Source organism: Erwinia amylovora (assembly GCF_017161565.1).
In the GTDB taxonomy this organism is placed as follows: domain Bacteria; phylum Pseudomonadota; class Gammaproteobacteria; order Enterobacterales; family Enterobacteriaceae; genus Erwinia; species Erwinia amylovora.
Genome location: NZ_CP066796.1, coordinates 382573 through 402480 on the forward strand (window position 1 = coordinate 382573; position 19908 = coordinate 402480).

Annotated in this window: 23 protein-coding genes; 14 read left to right on the plus strand and 9 right to left on the minus strand. The window is 53.5% G+C overall.

The genetic code is table 11. The features are described from left to right. Nucleotides 1-4 precede the first annotated feature (4 nt). Nucleotides 5-994 carry an arabinose-5-phosphate isomerase KdsD gene (kdsD, locus tag JGC47_RS01775; RefSeq protein WP_004155091.1) on the minus strand — a complete coding sequence of 330 codons (990 nt, stop codon included), beginning with the start codon at nt 992-994 and terminating at the stop codon, nt 5-7. Nucleotides 995-1005: 11 nt separating this feature from the next. Then, a complete protein-coding gene (locus JGC47_RS01780) occupies nt 1006-1986 on the minus strand; it encodes a calcium/sodium antiporter (RefSeq protein ID WP_004155093.1) in 981 nt (326 codons plus the stop codon). 223 nt (nt 1987-2209) lie between these two features. Between JGC47_RS01780 and mlaF the strand changes: the two genes are divergently transcribed. The 7 genes from mlaF to murA all read left to right on the plus strand — a co-directional run bounded on the left by mlaF (nt 2210) and on the right by murA (nt 7129). After that, complete coding sequence (gene mlaF / locus JGC47_RS01785; protein ID WP_004155094.1) at nt 2210-3022, plus strand: phospholipid ABC transporter ATP-binding protein MlaF; 813 nt, start codon at nt 2210-2212, stop codon at nt 3020-3022. Between the two features lie 7 nt (nt 3023-3029). After that, nucleotides 3030-3812 (plus strand): lipid asymmetry maintenance ABC transporter permease subunit MlaE, encoded by a 783-nt coding sequence (mlaE, locus tag JGC47_RS01790; RefSeq protein WP_004155095.1) that lies wholly within the window; start codon nt 3030-3032, stop codon nt 3810-3812. A gap of 4 nt (nt 3813-3816) precedes the next feature. Next, complete coding sequence (mlaD, locus tag JGC47_RS01795; protein WP_004155098.1) at nt 3817-4365, plus strand: outer membrane lipid asymmetry maintenance protein MlaD; 549 nt, start codon at nt 3817-3819, stop codon at nt 4363-4365. A gap of 11 nt (nt 4366-4376) precedes the next feature. Continuing rightward, nucleotides 4377-5012, plus strand: a complete 636-nt coding sequence (mlaC, locus tag JGC47_RS01800) for a phospholipid-binding protein MlaC (RefSeq protein ID WP_004155100.1) — start codon at nt 4377-4379, stop codon at nt 5010-5012. Further along, the gene (gene mlaB, locus JGC47_RS01805) at nt 5012-5308 is read left to right on the plus strand and encodes a lipid asymmetry maintenance protein MlaB (RefSeq protein WP_004155101.1); all 297 of its coding nucleotides are present in this window, start codon (nt 5012-5014) and stop codon (nt 5306-5308) included. The genes mlaC and mlaB overlap by 1 nt, the downstream gene beginning before the upstream one ends. 226 nt (nt 5309-5534) lie before the next feature. Further along, complete coding sequence (ibaG, locus tag JGC47_RS01810) at nt 5535-5789, plus strand: BolA family iron metabolism protein IbaG (protein ID WP_004155102.1); 255 nt, start codon at nt 5535-5537, stop codon at nt 5787-5789. A 77-nt stretch (nt 5790-5866) separates the two neighbouring features. Next, entirely contained in the window at nt 5867-7129 is a 1263-nt protein-coding gene (murA, locus tag JGC47_RS01815) for a UDP-N-acetylglucosamine 1-carboxyvinyltransferase (RefSeq protein WP_004155103.1), read from the plus strand. 49 nt (nt 7130-7178) lie between these two features. Here murA and JGC47_RS01820 read toward each other — a convergent pair whose 3' ends face one another. After that, on the minus strand, nt 7179-7439 hold the full coding sequence (locus JGC47_RS01820) for a helix-turn-helix domain-containing protein (protein WP_004155104.1): 261 nt from the start codon (nt 7437-7439) through the stop codon (nt 7179-7181). Nucleotides 7440-7748: 309 nt separating this feature from the next. Further along, nucleotides 7749-8723 (minus strand): octaprenyl diphosphate synthase, encoded by a 975-nt coding sequence (gene ispB, locus JGC47_RS01825; protein ID WP_004155105.1) that lies wholly within the window; start codon nt 8721-8723, stop codon nt 7749-7751. 257 nt (nt 8724-8980) lie between these two features. On the opposite strand from ispB, the gene rplU reads away from it, so the two are divergent. Together rplU and rpmA are read left to right on the plus strand one after the other, a co-directional pair. Then, a complete protein-coding gene (rplU, locus tag JGC47_RS01830; RefSeq protein ID WP_004155106.1) occupies nt 8981-9292 on the plus strand; it encodes a 50S ribosomal protein L21 in 312 nt (103 codons plus the stop codon). Nucleotides 9293-9307: 15 nt separating this feature from the next. After that, nucleotides 9308-9565, plus strand: coding sequence for a 50S ribosomal protein L27 (rpmA, locus tag JGC47_RS01835; protein ID WP_004155107.1), 258 nt, complete (start codon nt 9308-9310; stop codon nt 9563-9565). Between the two features lie 414 nt (nt 9566-9979). Here the strand turns inward: rpmA and JGC47_RS01840 are convergent, their stop codons facing one another. Continuing rightward, nucleotides 9980-10147, minus strand: coding sequence for a hypothetical protein (locus tag JGC47_RS01840; RefSeq protein WP_155118287.1), 168 nt, complete (start codon nt 10145-10147; stop codon nt 9980-9982). Nucleotides 10148-10337: 190 nt separating this feature from the next. On the opposite strand from JGC47_RS01840, the gene cgtA reads away from it, so the two are divergent. Beyond that, entirely contained in the window at nt 10338-11516 is a 1179-nt protein-coding gene (gene cgtA / locus JGC47_RS01845) for an Obg family GTPase CgtA (RefSeq protein WP_004155108.1), read from the plus strand. Nucleotides 11517-11704: 188 nt separating this feature from the next. Here the strand turns inward: cgtA and pmrB are convergent, their stop codons facing one another. Genes pmrB through dacB form a run of 3 tightly spaced genes read right to left on the minus strand, consistent with a single transcriptional unit; the run spans nt 11705 to nt 14857 of the window. Further along, a complete protein-coding gene (pmrB, locus tag JGC47_RS01850) occupies nt 11705-12760 on the minus strand; it encodes a two-component system sensor histidine kinase PmrB (protein ID WP_004155109.1) in 1056 nt (351 codons plus the stop codon). Further along, nucleotides 12760-13419, minus strand: a complete 660-nt coding sequence (gene pmrA, locus JGC47_RS01855) for a two-component system response regulator PmrA (RefSeq protein WP_013036273.1) — start codon at nt 13417-13419, stop codon at nt 12760-12762. The genes pmrB and pmrA overlap by 1 nt, the downstream gene beginning before the upstream one ends. 4 nt (nt 13420-13423) lie before the next feature. After that, nucleotides 13424-14857 carry a serine-type D-Ala-D-Ala carboxypeptidase gene (dacB, locus tag JGC47_RS01860; protein ID WP_004155111.1) on the minus strand — a complete coding sequence of 478 codons (1434 nt, stop codon included), beginning with the start codon at nt 14855-14857 and terminating at the stop codon, nt 13424-13426. A gap of 249 nt (nt 14858-15106) precedes the next feature. On the opposite strand from dacB, the gene greA reads away from it, so the two are divergent. Next, the gene (gene greA / locus JGC47_RS01865) at nt 15107-15589 is read left to right on the plus strand and encodes a transcription elongation factor GreA (protein ID WP_004155114.1); all 483 of its coding nucleotides are present in this window, start codon (nt 15107-15109) and stop codon (nt 15587-15589) included. A gap of 296 nt (nt 15590-15885) precedes the next feature. Here the strand turns inward: greA and yhbY are convergent, their stop codons facing one another. Further along, nucleotides 15886-16179 (minus strand): ribosome assembly RNA-binding protein YhbY, encoded by a 294-nt coding sequence (gene yhbY, locus JGC47_RS01870; RefSeq protein ID WP_004155116.1) that lies wholly within the window; start codon nt 16177-16179, stop codon nt 15886-15888. Between the two features lie 127 nt (nt 16180-16306). Between yhbY and rlmE the strand changes: the two genes are divergently transcribed. The 3 genes from rlmE to folP all read left to right on the plus strand — a co-directional run bounded on the left by rlmE (nt 16307) and on the right by folP (nt 19906). Continuing rightward, the gene (gene rlmE / locus JGC47_RS01875) at nt 16307-16936 is read left to right on the plus strand and encodes a 23S rRNA (uridine(2552)-2'-O)-methyltransferase RlmE (protein ID WP_004155118.1); all 630 of its coding nucleotides are present in this window, start codon (nt 16307-16309) and stop codon (nt 16934-16936) included. Between the two features lie 114 nt (nt 16937-17050). Further along, entirely contained in the window at nt 17051-18985 is a 1935-nt protein-coding gene (ftsH, locus tag JGC47_RS01880; RefSeq protein WP_004163899.1) for an ATP-dependent zinc metalloprotease FtsH, read from the plus strand. Nucleotides 18986-19069: 84 nt separating this feature from the next. Next, nucleotides 19070-19906, plus strand: a complete 837-nt coding sequence (gene folP, locus JGC47_RS01885) for a dihydropteroate synthase (RefSeq protein WP_004155122.1) — start codon at nt 19070-19072, stop codon at nt 19904-19906. Nucleotides 19907-19908 lie beyond the last annotated feature (2 nt).

Below are 19908 nucleotides of genomic sequence, written 5' to 3' on the forward strand. Positions count from 1 at the left end.
TTGATTAAACTACGCCAGCGCGCAGCATGTCATGCATATGGATCACGCCAAGTAGCCGATTGTTCTCGGCAACCATGACGCAGGTGATATTCCTGGTTTGCATCAGATTCAGTGCATCCACCGCCAGCGTACCAGGCCGCACGCGAATGCCGCCTGGCGTCATGACACTTTCAATACTGGCGTGCTGAATATCAATGCCCATATCGAAGATGCGGCGTAAATCACCATCGGTGAAGATACCTCCGATTTGCATCGCAGCGTCACAAATGACCGTCATCCCCATGTTTTTCTGCGTCATCTCCAACAGGGCGTTACGCAGTGAGGCGTCACGGCTGACGTGTGGCATATCATTACCACAGTGCATGATATCATCAACGCGCAGCAGCAGCTTGCGCCCCAGTGCCCCGCCGGGATGAGAGAGAGCAAAGTCTTCCTGGGTAAAGCCACGGGCTTTCAATAGCGCAACGGCCAACGCATCGCCCATCACCAGCGTGGCGGTGGTGCTGGTGGTCGGTGCCAGGCCAAGCGGGCAGGCTTCTTGCGGAACTTTAACACACAGATGGATATCTGCCGCACGCCCCATTGCACTTTCCGGACGGCTGGTGATGCATATTAATGTGACGTGCAGGCGCTTCAGCACCGGGATCAGGGCCAAAATCTCTGAAGATTCGCCAGAATTAGAGATGGCAATCACCACATCGTCAGAGGTGACCATGCCCAAATCGCCGTGGCTGGCTTCAGCAGGATGTACAAAGAAAGCGGGCGTACCGGTACTGGCAAAGGTGGCGGCAATTTTTTTGCCAATGTGCCCTGATTTGCCCATCCCCATGACGACTACTTTGCCGCGACAGCGGTAAATCAGATCGCAGGTACGGGTAAAGTCATCGTTAATGTAGCGGTCGAGTTGTTCCAGGCCTTCGCGTTCAATCTGCAAGACCTCTTTTCCGGCCTGTTGAAAATCAAAGTCGTTTTCGGCAGTGAGATGCGTCATCATTGTCGGTCCTTTTACCAAAAGGTCACTGAGGGGAATTGATACAGAATGCCCACCCAGCAGATAAATCCGCACAGCAACAGCGCCCCAGCCAGCCGCCCAATGCGGCGACTGCGCTGCAAACAGATCAATGTAAACAGCGCGCTGACGCCGAGCATCACCCAGTAGTCACGGGCAAAGGCGGCTGCATCGAACGAGCCGGGATGTAGCAATGCCGGAATACCCAACACAATAGCCAAATTATAAATATTAGAACCTATCAGGTTACCGATGGCGATATCATCTTCGCCTTTCAGCGCACCGGCAATGACGGTAGCCAGTTCCGGCAGGCTGGTGCCGACCGATATAATCGTCAGTCCGATGACCAGTTCACTGACGCCGAAGTAGTCGGCAATCACCGTGGCGTTATCGATTACCATGTTGGTTGACATGGGCAGAACGATCAGCGCTACTGCCAGCCACAGGAATGCAACGGTATTGCCTGTGTCGTCACGCGGCAGTTCGGCCAGCTGTTCACGGGTTAACGAATCATTATTTTCGCGCTCGGCCCGGCGGGCGATTTTAATGATAAACAGCAGGTAGACCGTCGCTATAGCCATTAAGGTCAGACCATCGCCACGGCTCAGCTGGTTATCAAACAGCATGACGCCGCATAGCAGAGTCACCAGCAGCATCAGCGGGAGTTCGCGGCGAATCAGGTTAGAATGTACCGTTAGCGGGTGCAGCACCGCGGCAGCGCCGAGGATCAACAGAATATTGGCGATGTTTGAACCCATCGCCGTCCCTATTGCGATATCCATTTGCCCGCGTGCGGCGGCAGAAAATGAGACGATCATTTCTGGCAGCGAGGTGCCAATACCCACCACGGTCATACCAATAATTAGCGGGGGTATGCCCAGAGAACGACATAAAATAGCTGCGCTAAACACCAGACGATCGGCACCGTAAACCAATAAGACTAAACCGATAATCAATAGTGCTGTAGCAACGAGCATGAAGTGTCCTTTTAATCGGTTATAATCGTCGGTTGCCGTACATGACAATAAGTTACGGCGATTTAATGGCAGTGATTTTGACGGTGTCTAAGCAAAAAGTAAAACTTATGGCCACTTAAGCTACATCTTATGCGGTAAGTTTCTGTAAAAGTGTTCAGCCCCGCAGGTAATACGTTACCATCGGGATTAAATTAATCGTCTGAGAAGAAGAATCGAGGTAACTATGAGCCAGACGGAAACGAATCTGGTGGATGTCCGGGGCGTGAGTTTTTCCCGTGGCAATCGGCCGATTTTCGATAACATCTCGCTTACGGTGCCCAGGGGAAAAGTCACGGCTATAATGGGGCCTTCCGGTATTGGTAAGACCACACTGCTGCGCTTGATTGGCGGGCAACTGCCGCCGGACAGCGGGGAGATATGGTTCAATGGCGAGAATATTCCTGCACTTTCCCGCTCCCGGCTGTATGAAGCGCGCAAAAAGATGAGCATGCTGTTTCAGTCGGGCGCGCTGTTTACCGATCTGAACGTATTCGATAATGTGGCCTGGCCGCTGCGTGAACACGCCCATTTACCCGCCCCGTTGCTGCGCAGCACGGTAATGATGAAACTGGAAGCCGTCGGGCTGCGCGGTGCGGCACATCTCAAACCTTCTGAACTGTCTGGCGGCATGGCCCGCCGCGTAGCGCTGGCGCGGGCGATTGCGCTGGAGCCGGATCTGATTATGTTCGACGAGCCGTTTGTTGGCCAGGATCCTATCACCATGGGCATATTGGTAAAGCTCATCGACGAACTCAATCACTCTTTAGGCGTGACCTGTATCGTGGTTTCCCACGATGTGCCAGAAGTGCTAAGCATTGCCGATTACGCGTATATTATTGCTAATCAGAAAGTGATCGCTCAGGGCACCGCCCCCGATCTGCGTAAAAATGATGACGCTCGCGTGCGTCAGTTTATCGATGGTATTGCCGACGGGCCGGTACCATTCCGTTTCCCCGCCGGGGATTATCTGCAAGATTTAGTCGGCTCAGGGAGTTAACACACTGATGTTTCTACAAGCACTGGCGTTATTAGGGCGTCAGGGAATTCGTTTTTGCGCCTCTCTTGGTCGCGCCGGATTAATGCTGTTCCATGCGTTGTTTGGCATTCCACGCTTTCGCCGGCATGCGCCGCTGCTGGTTAAACAGCTGTACAGCATTGGCGTGCTGTCGCTGTTGATCGTAGTGGTTTCCGGACTGTTTATCGGCATGGTACTGGGGCTGCAAGGTTACCTGGTTCTGAAAACTTACGGCGCTGAAGCCAGTCTGGGCATGATGGTGGCGTTGTCGTTACTGCGTGAACTGGGGCCGGTGGTAACGGCACTGCTGTTCGCCGGGCGCGCCGGCTCGGCATTGACGGCTGAAATCGGTTTAATGAAGGCTACTGAACAACTTTCCAGCATGGAGATGATGGCGGTTGACCCGCTGCGGCGCATCATTTCGCCGCGCTTCTGGGCCGGTTTTATCAGCATGCCGCTACTGACGCTGATCTTCGTTGCGGTAGGCATTCTCGGCGGTACTCTGGTTGGCGTGAGCTGGAAGGGTATCGATCCCGGCTATTTCTGGTCGGCGATGCAGAATGCGGTCGACCTGCAAACTGATATTATCAACTGCACAATCAAAAGTGCCGTATTTGCGCTGACCGTGACATGGATTGCGCTGTTTAACGGCTACGATGCGATTCCGACGTCTGAAGGTATAAGTCGGGCAACAACGCGTACTGTAGTACATGCCTCGCTGGCGGTACTTGGTCTTGATTTTGTGCTTACAGCACTGATGTTTGGGAATTAATGCAATGCAATCAAAAAAAAGTGAAATTTGGGTAGGTGCCTTCTTACTGTTAGCGCTTTGCGCAATTATTTTTCTCTGTCTGCGCGTTACCGATCTCAAATCATTTGGCAATGTGTCGACCTGGAAACTGTATGCCACTTTCGACAACGTGGGTGGGTTGAAGCCCGGTTCGCCGGTGAAAGTCGGCGGGGTAGTGATAGGCCGCGTATCGGATATTACGCTTGATGCGAAAAGCTATTCGCCGAAGGTCAGCATGGATATCGACGAGCGATATAACAATATCCCGGATACCAGTTCGCTGGCGGTACGCACCTCCGGGCTGTTGGGTGAGCAGTATCTGGCATTGAATATCGGTTTCAATGACCCGGAAATGGGCACTGCTCTTCTCAAAAATGGCGGGACTGTTCAGGACACCAAATCTGCCATGGTGCTGGAAGATCTCATTGGCCAGTTCCTTTACAAGAGCGGCAACAATGATGAAAAGAACCCACCTGCTGAAGGTGATAAGGCAGCTCAGGGGCAAGTTGCCCCGGCAGCAGCGAATAATCCATAAGAGGGCAAATAATGTTAAAACGTTTACTCATGGTGGCGATGCTGGCCATTGCACCTTTAGCAGCTCATGCGGAAGCTGACCAGACCAATCCTTATAAGCTGATGAATGAAGCCGCAGCGAAAACGTTCAGTCGTCTAAAAAATGAACAGCCTGCAATCAAAAAGGATCCCAACTATCTGCGCCAGATCGTACGTGAAGAGCTACTGCCTTATGTGCAGGTCAAGTACGCTGGCGCCTTAGTATTGGGCCGTTACTACAAAGACGCCACTCCGGCACAGCGTGACGCTTATTTTAAAGCCTTCGGCGACTATCTGGCTCAGGCCTATGGTCAGGCGCTGGCGATGTACAATGGCCAGACCTATCAAATTGCGCCAGAACAACCCACTGGCGGAGCAAATATCATCGCCATTCGCGTCACCATCGTTGATCCTAATGGCCGGCCACCGGTGCGCCTGGACTTCCAGTGGCGCAAAAATAGCGTCAACGGTCACTGGCAGGCGTATGACATGATCGCTGAAGGGGTCAGTATGATCACCACCAAGCAGAATGAATGGAGTGATGTCCTGCGCCAGAAAGGCATTGATGGTTTAACCCAGCGCCTGAAATCCTATGCTCAGCAGGCCGTTACGTTGAACAAGCAGTCATAATGAACGAGCAACTGCGCTGGGAAGTTGAGACGGGCCAGCTCCGCCTCATCGGTGAACTGGAGCGTGAAACGCTGCTGCCGTTATGGCAACAGCGAGAGGCGGTGATGCAGCACGTAGAGACGATTGACGTTTCCGCTCTGCAGCGAGTGGATTCGGGAGGACTGGCATTGCTGGTCCATCTGCAACAGATCGCCATTGATAACGGCAGGAAACCGCGCTTTAGCGGAATTACTGACAAACTGAATTCGCTCATCACGCTCTATAATTTGCAGAAAATTATCGTCTGCAGCAATTAAAACGCGGTTGTTCACTGCCTGTTTGATCAATGCAGAGAACGTATTAAGTTTATGACTTTTCATCCACCAGGGGCTGTCCCGGCCCCTGTTTTCGCTGTATTTGTCGTGCTGTGAGCTTCCATTCAGGTCTGCTCGTATGCCATCGGGCATCTTTTGTTTGTTTAAGAGTTGGGCAGATTCCACTAAGATGTATGTCTGTTTATTATCAAGTGAAATTTAAAGCATCATGGAAAATAGTGAAATTCAGTCCGTGCTAATGAGCGCGTTACCTTTGCAGGAAGTCCACGTAACTGGCGAAGGTAGCCATTTTCAGGTCATTGCCGTTGGTGAACTTTTCGGCGAGATGAGCCGCGTGAAGAAGCAGCAGACGGTCTATGCCCCCCTGATGGCTTACATTGCCGATAACCGTATTCATGCGGTTTCCATAAAGACTTACACCCCTGAAGAATGGGCGCGTGACCGTAAGCTAAACGGTTTTTAAGCTGCGCAGATCTCATCACGCGCTTCGTGGTGAGGGCTGACAGCAGATTTTATGTTTGACAACAGAGAGTAGTTGCAATGGATAAATTTCGTGTACAGGGTCCGACCCGGCTGAATGGTGAAGTCACCATTTCCGGGGCAAAAAACGCCGCATTGCCGATCCTGTTCGCTGCTCTGCTGGCTGAAGAGCCGGTCGAGATCCAGAATGTCCCGAAACTGAAAGACATTGATACCACCATGAAGCTGCTCGGCCAGCTCGGTGTGAAGGCCGAACGTAATGGTTCCGTGCATCTGGATGCCAGCAATGTGGATATCTACTGCGCGCCTTATGAACTGGTGAAAACCATGCGCGCCTCGATTTGGGCATTGGGCCCGCTGGTGGCACGTTTTGGCCAGGGGCAAGTATCACTGCCCGGTGGTTGCGCTATCGGCGCACGGCCGGTTGATCTTCATATCACCGGCCTTGAGCAGCTCGGCGCCGAGATCAAACTGGAAGAAGGTTACGTTAAAGCCTCTGTCGCGGGTCGCCTGAAAGGGGCGCATATCGTTATGGATAAGGTCAGCGTGGGTGCAACCGTCACTATCATGAGTGCGGCGACGCTGGCAACGGGCACCACCGTTATCGAGAATGCTGCGCGTGAGCCGGAAATTGTCGACACTGCCAACTTCCTCAACACGCTTGGGGCGAAAATCACCGGTGCCGGCAGCGATCGTATCACCATCGAAGGTGTTGATCGCCTTGGTGGCGGTGTTTATCGCGTACTTCCTGACCGCATCGAAACCGGTACTTTCCTGGTGGCGGGAGCGATTTCCGGCGGTAAGGTTACCTGCCGTGCGGCGCAGCCCGATACGCTGGATGCTGTACTGGCTAAGCTACGCGAAGCCGGTGCGGACATCGAGATGGGAGAAGACTGGATAAGCCTGGACATGCACGGTAAGCGGCCTAAAGCGGTCAATTTACGCACAGCGCCGCATCCCGGTTTCCCAACCGATATGCAGGCGCAGTTCAGTTTGTTGAACCTGGTGGCTGAAGGCACGGGGGTGATTACTGAAACCATCTTCGAAAACCGCTTTATGCACGTGCCAGAGTTAGTTCGCATGGGTGCGCACGCCGAGATTGAAAGCCATACGTTGATATGTCACGGCGTTGAGAAGCTCTCCAGCGCACAGGTCATGGCGACCGACCTGCGTGCCTCCGCCAGTCTGGTGCTGGCGGGTTGTATTGCGGAAGGCACCACGCTGGTGGACCGCATCTATCATATCGACCGAGGGTACGAGCATATCGAAGATAAGCTGATAGCCCTTGGGGCAAATATCCAGCGGATCAGCGGCGAAGAGTAATATTCCGCTAAATAAAAACAGGGTCGGTAGCGAATACCGGCCCTGTTTTCTATCGTCGAATGCGCTGTTGGCGGTCGATAAGACGATGTGTGTTCACATCAAAGTACCGGCTGGGCCAGATCTTAGATGGATGAATGTTCAAAGCTGTGGCGATGATCCATTCTCCTTTTGGCCATGGACGGCATAATGCGTTGGCCAGGGTTGATGAGCTCAAGCCTGCCAGTCGCGACTGTGCAGCCAGCGTGGTGCCTTTTTTACGTAAGGCGGCAATGATGTCGGCGGGGTGCCAGTCTTGCGGGTTGTGTGTCATGTGCTTATCCTCCTTGAGCACTTTTTAAAATTACAGCGGTAGAATACTGTGATGTACGCCAGCCTTTCGCCGAACTCCCTTGCTAAAAACCAGTCATATCTGGATGTAACACGGTTTTTATAGCATTTAATTTCCGTTAAATTCCAATTAATTTGTGGCGTAACCGATTTTTTGCGTAAGGCTACACAAAGTTCAGGAAACTGCGTGTTGTTGTTTCAGAATGTTTTGATGGCGGTCAGATGGTGGGGCGAGAGTCGCGTAGATAACGGGAAGCAAGGCGCTTGTGCCGGGCCTCCCTTGTGGCTGGTATCAAAACGTGCGCTGAACCGACATATGAGCCAGTGCTTCCAGTGCACTACGCCACGGTGAATCTGGCAGGGCTGCCAACGCAGCAATGGCCTTGTCAGCCTCTTTTTCAGCGGCATTACGCGTCCACTCCAGCGACCCGCACTGGTTCATTGTTTCCAGAACGGATTCCAGTAAGTGGCGCCCATTTCCTTCTTCAATGGCTGAACGGATCATGCTGGCCTGTTCGGGCGTTCCGTTACGCATCGCGTGCAGCAATGGCAGGGTAGGTTTTCCTTCACTCAGGTCGTCGCCGACGTTTTTGCCCAGCGTTTCACCGTCAGCACTGTAATCCAACAGATCGTCAATTAACTGGAATGCGGTACCAATATAACGACCATAATCCTGTAAAGCCTGCTCTTCTGTCGCACTGGCACCAGCCAGAATGGCGGAAGACTGCGCTGCCGCTTCGAACAGACGGGCAGTTTTGCTGTAGATCACCCGCATATAGCTCTCTTCAGTGATATCCGGGTCATTACAGTTCATTAACTGTAACACTTCGCCTTCGGCGATCACGTTCACTGCTTCTGACATCAATGCCAGTACTTTCAGTGACCCAAGGCTGGTCATCATCTGGAAGGCGCGGGTGTAGATAAAATCACCAACCAGTACGCTGGCCGCGTTGCCAAAGGCGGCGTTGGCGGTGGCTTTGCCACGGCGCATATCGGATTCATCTACCACGTCATCGTGCAGCAGCGTCGCGGTATGAATGAACTCGATCAGCGCGGCCACGGTAATATGTTGTTTACCCGCATAATCATTGATTGCCCGCGCAGCCAACACGGCAATCATAGGGCGGATGCGTTTACCTCCGCCGTTGATAATGTAGTAACCCAACTGGTTGATAAGGGACACATCTGAGTTCAGCTGGTCGAGTATTGTCGCATTGACGTCCGCCATATCTTGCGCGGTGAGTTCGTTTATCTGTTCTAAGTTCATTAGTCTGTTCAGCTATCGCTCAGTTCGCAACGATGATAAGCGCTTTTACCCGTGCCTGTGGCATGAAATGTATGACAGATTGTACTTGAAAAACGCGGCGGTGAAACGTCTCCATTCGCGTTGCGTTTTTTTTCTGCAATACAGCGTAACAGGCACTTGTCTTTGGCGGGGAAGTTGCGTAGAATTCGCGCCCTATTGTGAATATTTATAGCGCAGCCTGAAATCAAAAAAAGGCAAGCGCGGAAGCGGAGTTCTATATGTACGCGGTTTTCCAAAGTGGTGGTAAACAACACCGAGTAAGCGAAGGTCAGACCGTTCGCTTGGAAAAGCTGGACATCGCAACCGGCGAAACGATTGAGTTCGACCAGGTTCTGATGATTGCCAACGGCGAAGACGTTAAAATCGGCGCACCTTTAGTTTCAGGCGGCGTGATTAAAGCGGAAATCGTTGCTCACGGTCGTGGGGACAAAATCAAGATTGTTAAGTTCCGTCGTCGTAAGCACTACCGTAAGCAGCAGGGTCACCGTCAGTGGTTCACTGATGTGAAGATCACTGGCATCAGCGCCTAAGAGGAGATCTGACAAATGGCACATAAGAAAGCTGGCGGCTCGACTCGTAACGGTCGTGACTCCAATGCAAAACGTCTGGGCGTAAAACGTTTCGGCGGCGAATCTGTACTGGCTGGTAGCATCATCGTTCGTCAGCGTGGCACCAAATTCCACGCGGGCACCAATGTAGGCTGCGGTCGTGACCATACCCTGTTTGCTACCGCAACTGGTAAGGTCCTGTTCGAAGTTAAAGGCCCAAACAACCGTAAATACATCAGCATCGTTGCTGAGTAATCCGGTGTTTGTGCCGCAGAGCAGCCGTTAAGGCGCTTGCTGCGACGAAAAGAAAAGCCCCGCACTAGACTGCGGGGCTTTTTACATTCTGCCCGAGCTGTCAGAGCACTGAATGTCAGTGACAAGGCAACAGGCAGAAATGGGGATGGCGCTGGCGCCGTTCGCCGCCATAAGCCGGGGCTGGCCCCGATCGTGACGAAGCTGTTACGGCAGGCGATGAACTCTTCACGGTGGTATTTTACCGCTTTTCCTCGCAGTCCTCAGTCTTGGTACGATTCTGGCGTTAAACGCCAGCTGTCGCCCCGGGGCTTTTACCGGCATCCCCGCTGGCTGGTGATGTTGTTTAATTCCAGCCCGGTCTCACAACGGATCCTGTATTTGTTGTACACTTTATGCGCAGTGGTTTTACTGCCTTTAGCTGACCTGGATTTGGTATGGCAGTTGGACGTCGGGTAGCTGGGCTGCCTGATTTTTTGTGCGCTGAACAGCCTGGTGTGTCTGGCGCGCTGACGGAAGCAGGCGGGCGGCGAAGGTCAGCACAATGGTGGCGCTAGCGGCGCTGTTTGCCCTGTTTTTCAGCATTGTTATCGCCTGGCTGGCCCGACTTTTTTGCCATTCCGCAGCTTCATACTTTAGGGTTTGTCGGAGCAATAGTCGTGCTGTCAGGCGCCATGTTTTTCGCAGTTGGTCATCGCTTATGGCCACGGCGGAGCAATCCCGTTCCGATGCCACCTGCATGGGAATCCGGGCGTATGAGTGACGGAGAAGTAAAATGAAGTTTGTTGATGAAGCGACGATCCTGGTAGTAGCTGGCGATGGCGGTAACGGCTGCGTGAGCTTCCGTCGTGAGAAATACATTCCGCGCGGCGGTCCTGATGGCGGCGATGGCGGTGACGGCGGCGACGTGTATATGCAGGCCGATGAGAACCTTAATACCCTGATCGACTACCGTTTTGAGAAATCTTTCCGCGCAGAACGTGGTCAGAACGGTCAGAGCCGTGACTGTACCGGTAAACGCGGTAATGACATTCTGATCAAAGTACCGGTCGGAACGCGCATTATCGACCAGGGAACCGGTGAAACGCTGGGCGATATGACGCATCATCAGCAAAAAATGATGGTGGCCAAAGGCGGCTGGCACGGGCTGGGTAACACGCGCTTCAAATCATCGGTGAATCGAACTCCACGTCAGAAAACCATGGGTACGCCGGGTGAGAAACGCGATCTGCAGCTGGAGCTAATGCTGCTGGCGGATGTTGGCATGCTGGGCCTGCCTAACGCCGGTAAATCGACCTTTATCCGTGCCGTTTCCGCAGCGAAGCCGAAAGTGGCTGATTATCCGTTTACCACGCTGGTGCCAAGCCTGGGCGTGGTAAGGATGGACAGCGAGCAAAGTTTCGTTGTTGCCGATATCCCTGGCCTGATCGAAGGTGCATCTGACGGCGCTGGCCTTGGGATCCGCTTCCTCAAGCACCTTGAGCGTTGCCGCGTGCTGTTGCACACCATCGACCTGGCCCCGATCGACGAAAGCGACCCGGTGGAGAACGCACGCATCATCCTCGGCGAGCTGGAAAAATACAGCGATAAGCTGTTCCAGAAGCCGCGCTGGCTGGTGTTCAACAAGGTTGATCTGTTGGATGAAGAAGAGGCGGAGTCTCGTGCCAAAGCTATCGCTGAGGCGCTGGGTTGGACTGACAAATACTATCTGATCTCTGCGGCGAACCGCACGGGTGTGAATGCGCTGTGCTGGGACGTGATGGCCTTTATCAAAGCCAATCCGAAAGAAGCTGAACTGGCCGCCAAACAGCCAGAAAAAGTGGAATTCATGTGGGATGATTACCATCGTCAGCAGCTGGAAGAAGCGCAGCCAGAAGCGGAAGAAGACGACGACTGGGACGATGACTGGGATGAAGATGACGAAGAAGGCGTCGAAACCATTTATCAGCGTTAAGCCACGCTGAAAGCAACGGGATGCATTCTGATGGCGTCCCGTTTTGCTCTCTGCCTCCGGCGATAGCTGTGCGCAGAAGGCTGGCGCTGGGCTCAACCGTTGCCACTTGCGGCCCGCATGGTGAACGGAGCCAGTCCGCGGATAAACTTAAAGCGTCAGTTTGTCGATCCGTTTTGCAACCGGCAGCGCTAACCCAGCTGCTTTGGCAGCCAGCAGCAGACATCCAGGCCACAGCAATCGCTGCGGTTAGTCAGGCTCAGGCGTCCATGATGGATTTGTACGATACGCTGAACAATATTCAGCCCCAGACCGCTGCCGCCATAGCGCCTGTCCATGCGACGGAACGCTTTGATGGCATCCTGCATGGAGGCGGCATCAATGCCCTGGCCTTCATCACGCACGATGACGCTGCTGCCTTCTGCATCCGCTGTCAACAGCAGCGTAATGGTTGTTTCCTCCGGGCTGTAGCGTGAAGCATTTTCCAGCAGATTACGCAGCATCAGGCGCAGCAGCACGGCATCTCCTTGTACTTTGATCCCGCTATCACCACTGACAATGAACCGCTGCCGCCGCAGTGCCAGAAGTTCGTCCATTTCCTGGCGCAGCGGATCCAGAACCTCTTGCCAGCTCATCGTTTGATAATGACCACTGGCCAGCTCCTGGCCGACGCGCGCCAGCATCAGCAGTTGTTCAATGACATGCATCAACTGGTCGATACGTGCTACAAGCACCGAGCATTGTGATATCCCTTGCTGCTCAAGCAGTTCAAGGTGCAGACGCAATCCGGCCAGCGGCGTGCGCAGTTCGTGGGCGGCATCGGCAGTAAACAGGCGCTCCTGTTGCAAAGAGTTGTCCAGCCGGCCCAGGAGCTGATTCAATGCGCCGGTAACGGCAACAATTTCATCCATTTCTGAATGCAGAGGAAGCGGGGTGAGATTGTCAGCCGAGCGGGAAACCAGGCTGGCTTCCAGCGCGCGCAGCGGGCGGATAACCCAGCTGATTGCCCAGAAGCAAAGCATCAGGGTAAAGCAGACCATCACCAGCGAAGGCAGCAGTAACGAGGCGACCGCCTCGCGGATTTCATTCTCTACCTGTTCATTTCGTGCTTGTGCCGACAGCGTTTCATTGACCAGAAAGCCAATCTGTTCGCGGCTTTCATGCCACAGCCAAAACGTGCTCAATAGCTGACAGCTGAGCACGATCAGCGCCAGCATCACCAGCAAACGCCTGCGCATACTGTTCATCAGCGCTCTTCCAGCCGGTAACCCACGCCGCGTACCGTTTTAATCCGATCTTTACCCAGTTTGCGCCGCAGATTATGCATATGAACTTCAAGTGTATTTGAAGAGGTGTCATCCTGCCAGCTATAGAGATCCTGCTGCAAAGTTTCGCGGTGTACCGTCTGGCCAATACGCATCAGCAGGCGGGTCAACAGAGAAAACTCCTTCGGCGTCACGTCCACCGGCTGAAGATCGACAGCAACCTGCTGTGAAGAGAGATTGAGGGTGATATCGCCATGCTGCAACAGGTTATCGCTTTGGCCCTGATAGCGACGGATCAGCGCGCGGACGCGCGCTTTCAGCTCGGCCAGCGCAAAGGGCTTCATCAGGTAGTCGTCGGCACCGGCATCCAGTCCATCCACTCGGTCGGACAGGGCATCACGTGCGGAGAGGATCAGCACCGGCAGATCCTGCTGTTCCTTACGCCACTGACGTAGCAGATCGGCGCCATCTCTATCCGGCAGGCCAAGATCCAGCACCACCAGGCTATACTGGCCGCTTTGCAAAAACGCCGTCCCCTGGGCCGCATTCGCCGCGCAGTCAACGGCATAACCTTCTCCCGTCAGGGCGAGGTTCAGACCCTGTTGCAGCAGCGTATCATCTTCTACAATCAGTATTTTCATCGGCTTAGTTATTCCGGTAAACGTCCTTATACAGGCGACTTTCGAAGCGCACCAGGGGGACACGGCGCTGACGCTGGTCCTGCGGCGGAACGGCATAGCCTGAAAGGAACTGTACGAAAGCAACGCGTTGCCCACTGGCGGTGGTCATGAAGCCTGCCAGATTATAGACTCCCTGCAGAGAACCGGTTTTGGCTGAAACCTTGCCGTCAACGCCCGCCTCATGCAGGCCGCCACGATAGAGTAACGTGCCATCATGACCGGCCAGCGGCAGCATTGAAATGTAGTCCAGCTGGCTGTCATTTTGCGCAATGTACTGTAGCACCTGCATCATGGTTGCCGGGGTGATTAAATCGTGGCGTGACAGCCCCGATCCATCCACCTGAATACTGTTACCCAGGTCGATATTTGCTTTCTGACGAAGGATCTGACGCACGGCATCTGAACCCGCTCGCCAGGTACCCGGCACGCCAAAACGCTCGCGGCCTATGGTGCGGAATACGGTATCGGCGATCATATTATCGGACTTCTTTAACATGATCTTCAACAGGTCATGCAGTGGAGCCGACCGGGTTTCAGCCAGTACCGTGGCCGGCTGGGTCAGCAGCGTCTGGCGGACCAGATGGCCGCTGTAATCAATTCCGGCATTTTGTAGCTCGGCTTTCAGCAGCGCGCCTGCATAGCTGGCACCATCCTGAATGGCAAAGGCCAGCGGCAGCGGTTCGGCACGCTGTGACAGGCAGCCTGTCAGCGTGAAACGGTTCAACTCACCGGGCACCACGTCCAGCTCGCAGTACTGAGCATCGGGCGAGCCTTTAGCCAGCGTGCGCACTTCACTGAACATGTTTACCGGATAGTAAGACGCCACGCGGATAAAGGCTTTATCGCCCGGAACCGACGCGCTGTATAACGATACCGAGAAGCAATTACGGTCGACAATGGCGGCAGCCGGCGGTGCGCTGAAGCACTGGGTCATGTCGTTCCACGGCCAGCCAGGGGCTTTGTCGTGGCTGGCGAAGACCGAAGTATCAATCACCAGATTACCTTCAACATGCTGCACGCCCTGTTTTTTCAGGGCGTAGACCATATTGCGCAGATCCTGGCGCGTTAAAGTCGGGTCACCGCCAAAGCGAGCCACCAGGTCGCCGTGCAGCGTATTACCACTCAGGCTGCCTTTGCTTTCCAGCTGGGTATGGAAACGATAATCCGGACCGAGTTGCAACAGGGCAGCCAGGGCGGTAATAACCTTCATGGTGCTTGCCGGCAGCGCCATCTGCTGGCTGTGATAGTCAATCGATGGCGTTGCCGCACCAATTTTCTGTACCATCAGCGCCAGATTTGCGCCGTCGGGTAAATATTCGCTGTACTCTTCGACGGGCGCAGCCTGCACTTGCAGCATAAATGCGCAGGTAATGCCGGTAACAATTCGTGAAAATCGCATAATCTCGCGTTAACTGACAGGTGATGCTGCCATACTACGGTGCATCATGGTGGAAAGTAAACGATGACCCCTGTGGAACTCTGGGGTAAAATACGTATCAAATTGCAAAAATGATCCTGACCTGGAGCCTGCTCCGGGTCAGGTTTCTTTCGTTTTAAATCAGTAACAGACGCCGCAGAACGCCTTTTCTGCAAACTAGCCGTCAGGACGACGACACGATGAACAGGACAGATTTTACGAGGTATTGAGATGAATCAGATTCCGATGACGTTAAGGGGCGCGGACAAGCTGCGCGAAGAGCTGGAAGAGCTGAAAACCGTCAAACGGCCCAGAATTATTGCCTCAATTGCTGAAGCGCGTGAGCATGGTGACCTGAAAGAAAACGCGGAATATCATGCTGCGCGCGAAGAACAGGGTTTCTGCGAAGGGCGTATTCAGGAAATTGAAGCGAAACTGTCAAACGCTCAGGTAATTGATGTTACCAAAATGGCCGGTAACGCTAATGGCCGGGTGATTTTCGGTGCGACCGTAACCGTACTGAACGTTGAAACTGACGAAGAGTCTACTTACCGCATCGTGGGCGACGACGAAGCGGACTTTAAGCAAAATTTGATTTCAGTGAACTCGCCGATGGCGCGAGGCCTGGTGGGCAAATTGGCAGACGATGTTACCGTGATTAAAACCCCCGGCGGCGATGTGGAATACGAAATCATAAAAGTGGAATATCTCTGATTTTCGCGACTATCCACACTGCTTGTCGCCTTTGCGTGGCATGTGAGTGAGCTGCGCACGCGGTGCAAATTCACGGCGGGCAGATCAGTTGTTCACCCGAATCATATACTTGTGTAAGCTTGTGGAGATAAGAACGATTGCCGCTTTTCGGCAACTCAGACTGTCCAGGCCAGAAGAGTGGTTTTGTAAAGAAAAGAAAAAGGCCGCTGCGCGGCCTTTTATCAAAGTCAGGAGCGTGGCACTTTCTCCAGATCTGAGCATGGCAGGAAGTGGGCGGCGACCGCCGCACTCTTACCTCAGCGCGGAATGGCGATTTTGCGTTCCTTCGTTGGACGGTACAGCACCAGCGTTTTGCCGATAACCTGCACGTTAACTGCACGCGTTTCGCGCACGATAGCTTCAACGATCAGGGCTTTCGTCTCACGGTCTTCTGTGGCGATTTTCACCTTGATAAGTTCATGGTGCTCCAGTGCTTGTTCGATCTCGGCCAGCACCCCTTCGGTCAAACCATTGTTGCCCAGCATAACAACGGGCTTCAGCGGATGGGCCAGACCTTTCAGGTGCTGTTTTTGTTTGGTACTCAGATTCATCGTATATTTTACTTACATTGGGATTGAAAACGGGTCATTCTACCGCCATCTCTGGTGTATCACCAAATCGGCAGCGCTGATTTGCGCGGTTTATTTATCGCTACGTTGAATCATAGTTGGAAATTGTATGACTGGTAAAAAGCGTTCGGCCAGTTCCAGCCGCTGGCTACAGGAACACTTTAGCGATAAATATGTGCTTCAGGCACAGAAAAAAGGGCTGCGTTCGCGCGCCTGGTTTAAACTGGATGAAATACAGCAAGGCGATAAGCTGTTCAAACATGGGATGACCGTGGTCGACCTCGGCGCGGCTCCCGGCGGCTGGTCGCAATACGTGGTCACGCAGATTGGGTCAAAAGGTCGCGTCATCGCCTGTGATATTCTGCCAATGGATCCTATCGTTGGCGTCGATTTCCTACAGGGCGATTTCCGTGATGAACTGGTGCTGAAAGCGCTGTTGGAACACGTAGGGGACACCAAAGTTCAGGTGGTGATGTCTGACATGGCACCTAACATGACCGGTACACCTGCGGTGGATATTCCCCGATCGATGTATTTGTGTGAGCTGGCGTTAGAGATGTGCCGTGACGTTCTGGCACCGGGCGGCAGCTTTTTAGTGAAGGTATTTCAGGGAGATGGCTTTGAAGAATACCTGCGGGAAATTCGCTCCCTGTTTACCAAAGTGAAAATTCGTAAGCCGGACGCTTCACGCTCTCGTTCGCGTGAAGTGTATATTGTAGCGACAGGGCGCAAACTATAACCAGAATGACTGTAATGGCTGTCAACATCGCAGCGATTCCAAGTGTGAAGGATATATAGTACCCTACGCTGTCTGTTAACACCGTTGTAATATGAGGTTAATCCCTTGAGTGACATGGCGAAAAACCTGATTCTCTGGTTAGTCATCGCAGTTGTGCTGATGTCTGTTTTCCAGAGTTTTGGGCCCAGCGAGTCGAATGGCCGTAGGGTTGATTATTCAACCTTCTTGTCGGAAGTGAACCAGGATCAGGTCCGCGAGGCACGTATTAACGGGCGTGAGATTAACGTAACCAAAAAAGACAGTAATCGATACACCACCTACATTCCTGTTAACGATCCCAAGTTACTCGATAACCTGTTGACTAAAAATGTGAAAGTAGTAGGCGAACCACCAGAAGAGCCGAGCCTGTTGGCATCGATCTTCATCTCATGGTTCCCAATGCTGCTACTGATCGGTGTATGGATCTTCTTTATGCGTCAGATGCAGGGCGGCGGCGGGAAGGGCGCGATGTCCTTCGGCAAGAGCAAGGCCCGTATGCTGACAGAAGATCAGATTAAGACCACTTTTGCTGACGTTGCCGGATGTGACGAAGCGAAAGATGAAGTTAGCGAGCTGGTGGAATACCTGCGTGAGCCAAGTCGTTTCCAGAAGCTTGGCGGCAAAATTCCGAAAGGCGTACTGATGGTTGGTCCTCCGGGTACCGGTAAAACGCTGCTGGCAAAAGCCATTGCCGGTGAAGCCAAAGTCCCCTTCTTTACCATCTCCGGTTCCGACTTTGTTGAAATGTTTGTTGGTGTGGGGGCTTCCCGCGTTCGTGACATGTTTGAACAGGCCAAGAAAGCGGCGCCATGCATCATCTTCATTGATGAGATCGATGCGGTGGGCCGCCAGCGTGGGGCCGGTTTAGGCGGTGGTCACGATGAACGTGAGCAGACCCTGAACCAGATGCTGGTAGAAATGGACGGCTTCGAAGGTAACGAAGGCATCATCGTTATTGCCGCGACTAACCGTCCAGACGTTCTGGATCCGGCGTTATTGCGTCCGGGCCGCTTTGACCGCCAGGTTGTAGTTGGCCTGCCAGATGTCCGTGGTCGTGAGCAGATCCTTAAAGTGCATATGCGCCGTGTACCGCTGTCTACCGATATCGATGCGGCAATCATCGCCCGCGGTACGCCAGGCTTTTCAGGTGCCGACCTGGCTAACCTGGTTAATGAAGCTGCGCTCTTCGCCGCCCGTGGTAACAAGCGTGTGGTGTCGATGGTGGAATTTGAAAAAGCCAAAGACAAAATTATGATGGGCGCGGAACGTCGCTCCATGGTGATGACCGAAGCGCAAAAAGAGTCTACCGCCTATCACGAAGCCGGCCATGCCATTATCGGCCGTCTGGTGCCGGAACATGACCCGGTGCACAAAGTGACGATTATTCCGCGTGGGCGCGCACTGGGTGTCACTTTCTTTCTGCCTGAAGGCGATGCGATCAGCGCCAGCCGTCAGAAACTGGAAAGCCAGATTTCTACCCTGTATGGTGGCCGCCTGGCGGAAGAGATTATTTACGGCGTTGAACATGTTTCTACCGGCGCGTCGAACGACATCAAGGTCGCTACGTCGATTGCCCGTAACATGGTTACGCAGTGGGGGTTCTCAGAAAAACTCGGTCCGTTGCTGTATGCAGAAGAAGAGGGCGAGGTGTTCCTCGGTCGTTCGGTGGCGAAAGCCAAGCATATGTCTGATGAAACAGCACGTATCATCGATCAGGAAGTGAAATCCCTGGTGGAGATCAACTACAAGCGGGCTCGTCAGATCCTCGGCGAAAATATGGACATCCTTCATGCGATGAAAGACGCATTGATGAAGTATGAAACCATTGATGCACCGCAGATCGATGACCTGATGGCACGCCGTGAAGTGCGCCCGCCAGCTGGCTGGGAGGATCCGGGCAGCACTAACAATTCTGACGGTAATGGTACGCCACAGGCACCGCGCCCGGTTGATGAACCGAACACGCCAAACCCGGGTAATACCATGTCAGAGCAGTTAGGCGACAAGTAATTGCTCACGCGGTAACCTGTTGTCGTAATCAACCCCGGCCATGTCCGGGGTTTTTTTATATCCCATATACGGAGACGATTTGTTATGAAGCTGTTCGCCAGAGATGCCGTGCTCGATCTCTCTCATCCCCATGTGATGGGGATTTTGAATGTCACTCCCGACTCTTTTTCTGATGGCGGCAAGCATAACGAATTAATTCATGCACTAACCCACGCAAACGAGATGATTAACGCCGGCGCAACGATTATCGATGTCGGCGGAGAGTCCACCCGTCCCGGTGCCGCAGAGGTCAGCACGGAGCAGGAGCTGGATCGCGTTATCCCGGTGGTGGAAGCCATCGCTCAACGTTTTGAAGTATGGATCTCGGTCGATACTTCCAAGCCAGAGGTGATCCACGAAGCTGCACGGGCAGGGGCACACATCATCAACGATGTACGCTCACTACATCAACCTGGCGCGCTGGCCGCTGCTGCGCAAACGGGTTTGCCGGTGTGCCTGATGCATATGCAGGGCGAACCAAAAACCATGCAGCAGTCGCCACGGTATCAGAACGTTCTGCACGATGTTGAGGCTTTTTTTGTCGAGAATATTGCCCGCTGCGAAGCGGCTGGGATCAAAAAATCGCAGTTGCTGCTCGACCCGGGTTTTGGTTTCGGTAAGAATCTCTCCCACAACTATCAACTGCTGGCGCATCTGGCCGATTTACATCATTTTGGCCTGCCGCTGCTGGTCGGTATGTCGCGTAAAAGTATGATTGGTCAGCTACTGAACGTGGGGCCATCGCAAAGATTGACCGGTAGCCTCGCCTGCGCGGTGATTGCCGCGATGCAGGGCGCCCATATTCTGCGCGTACACGACGTCAAAGAAACCGTAGAGGCGATGCGCGTTGTCGAAGCCACACAGTCCGCAAGGGAAAAATAATG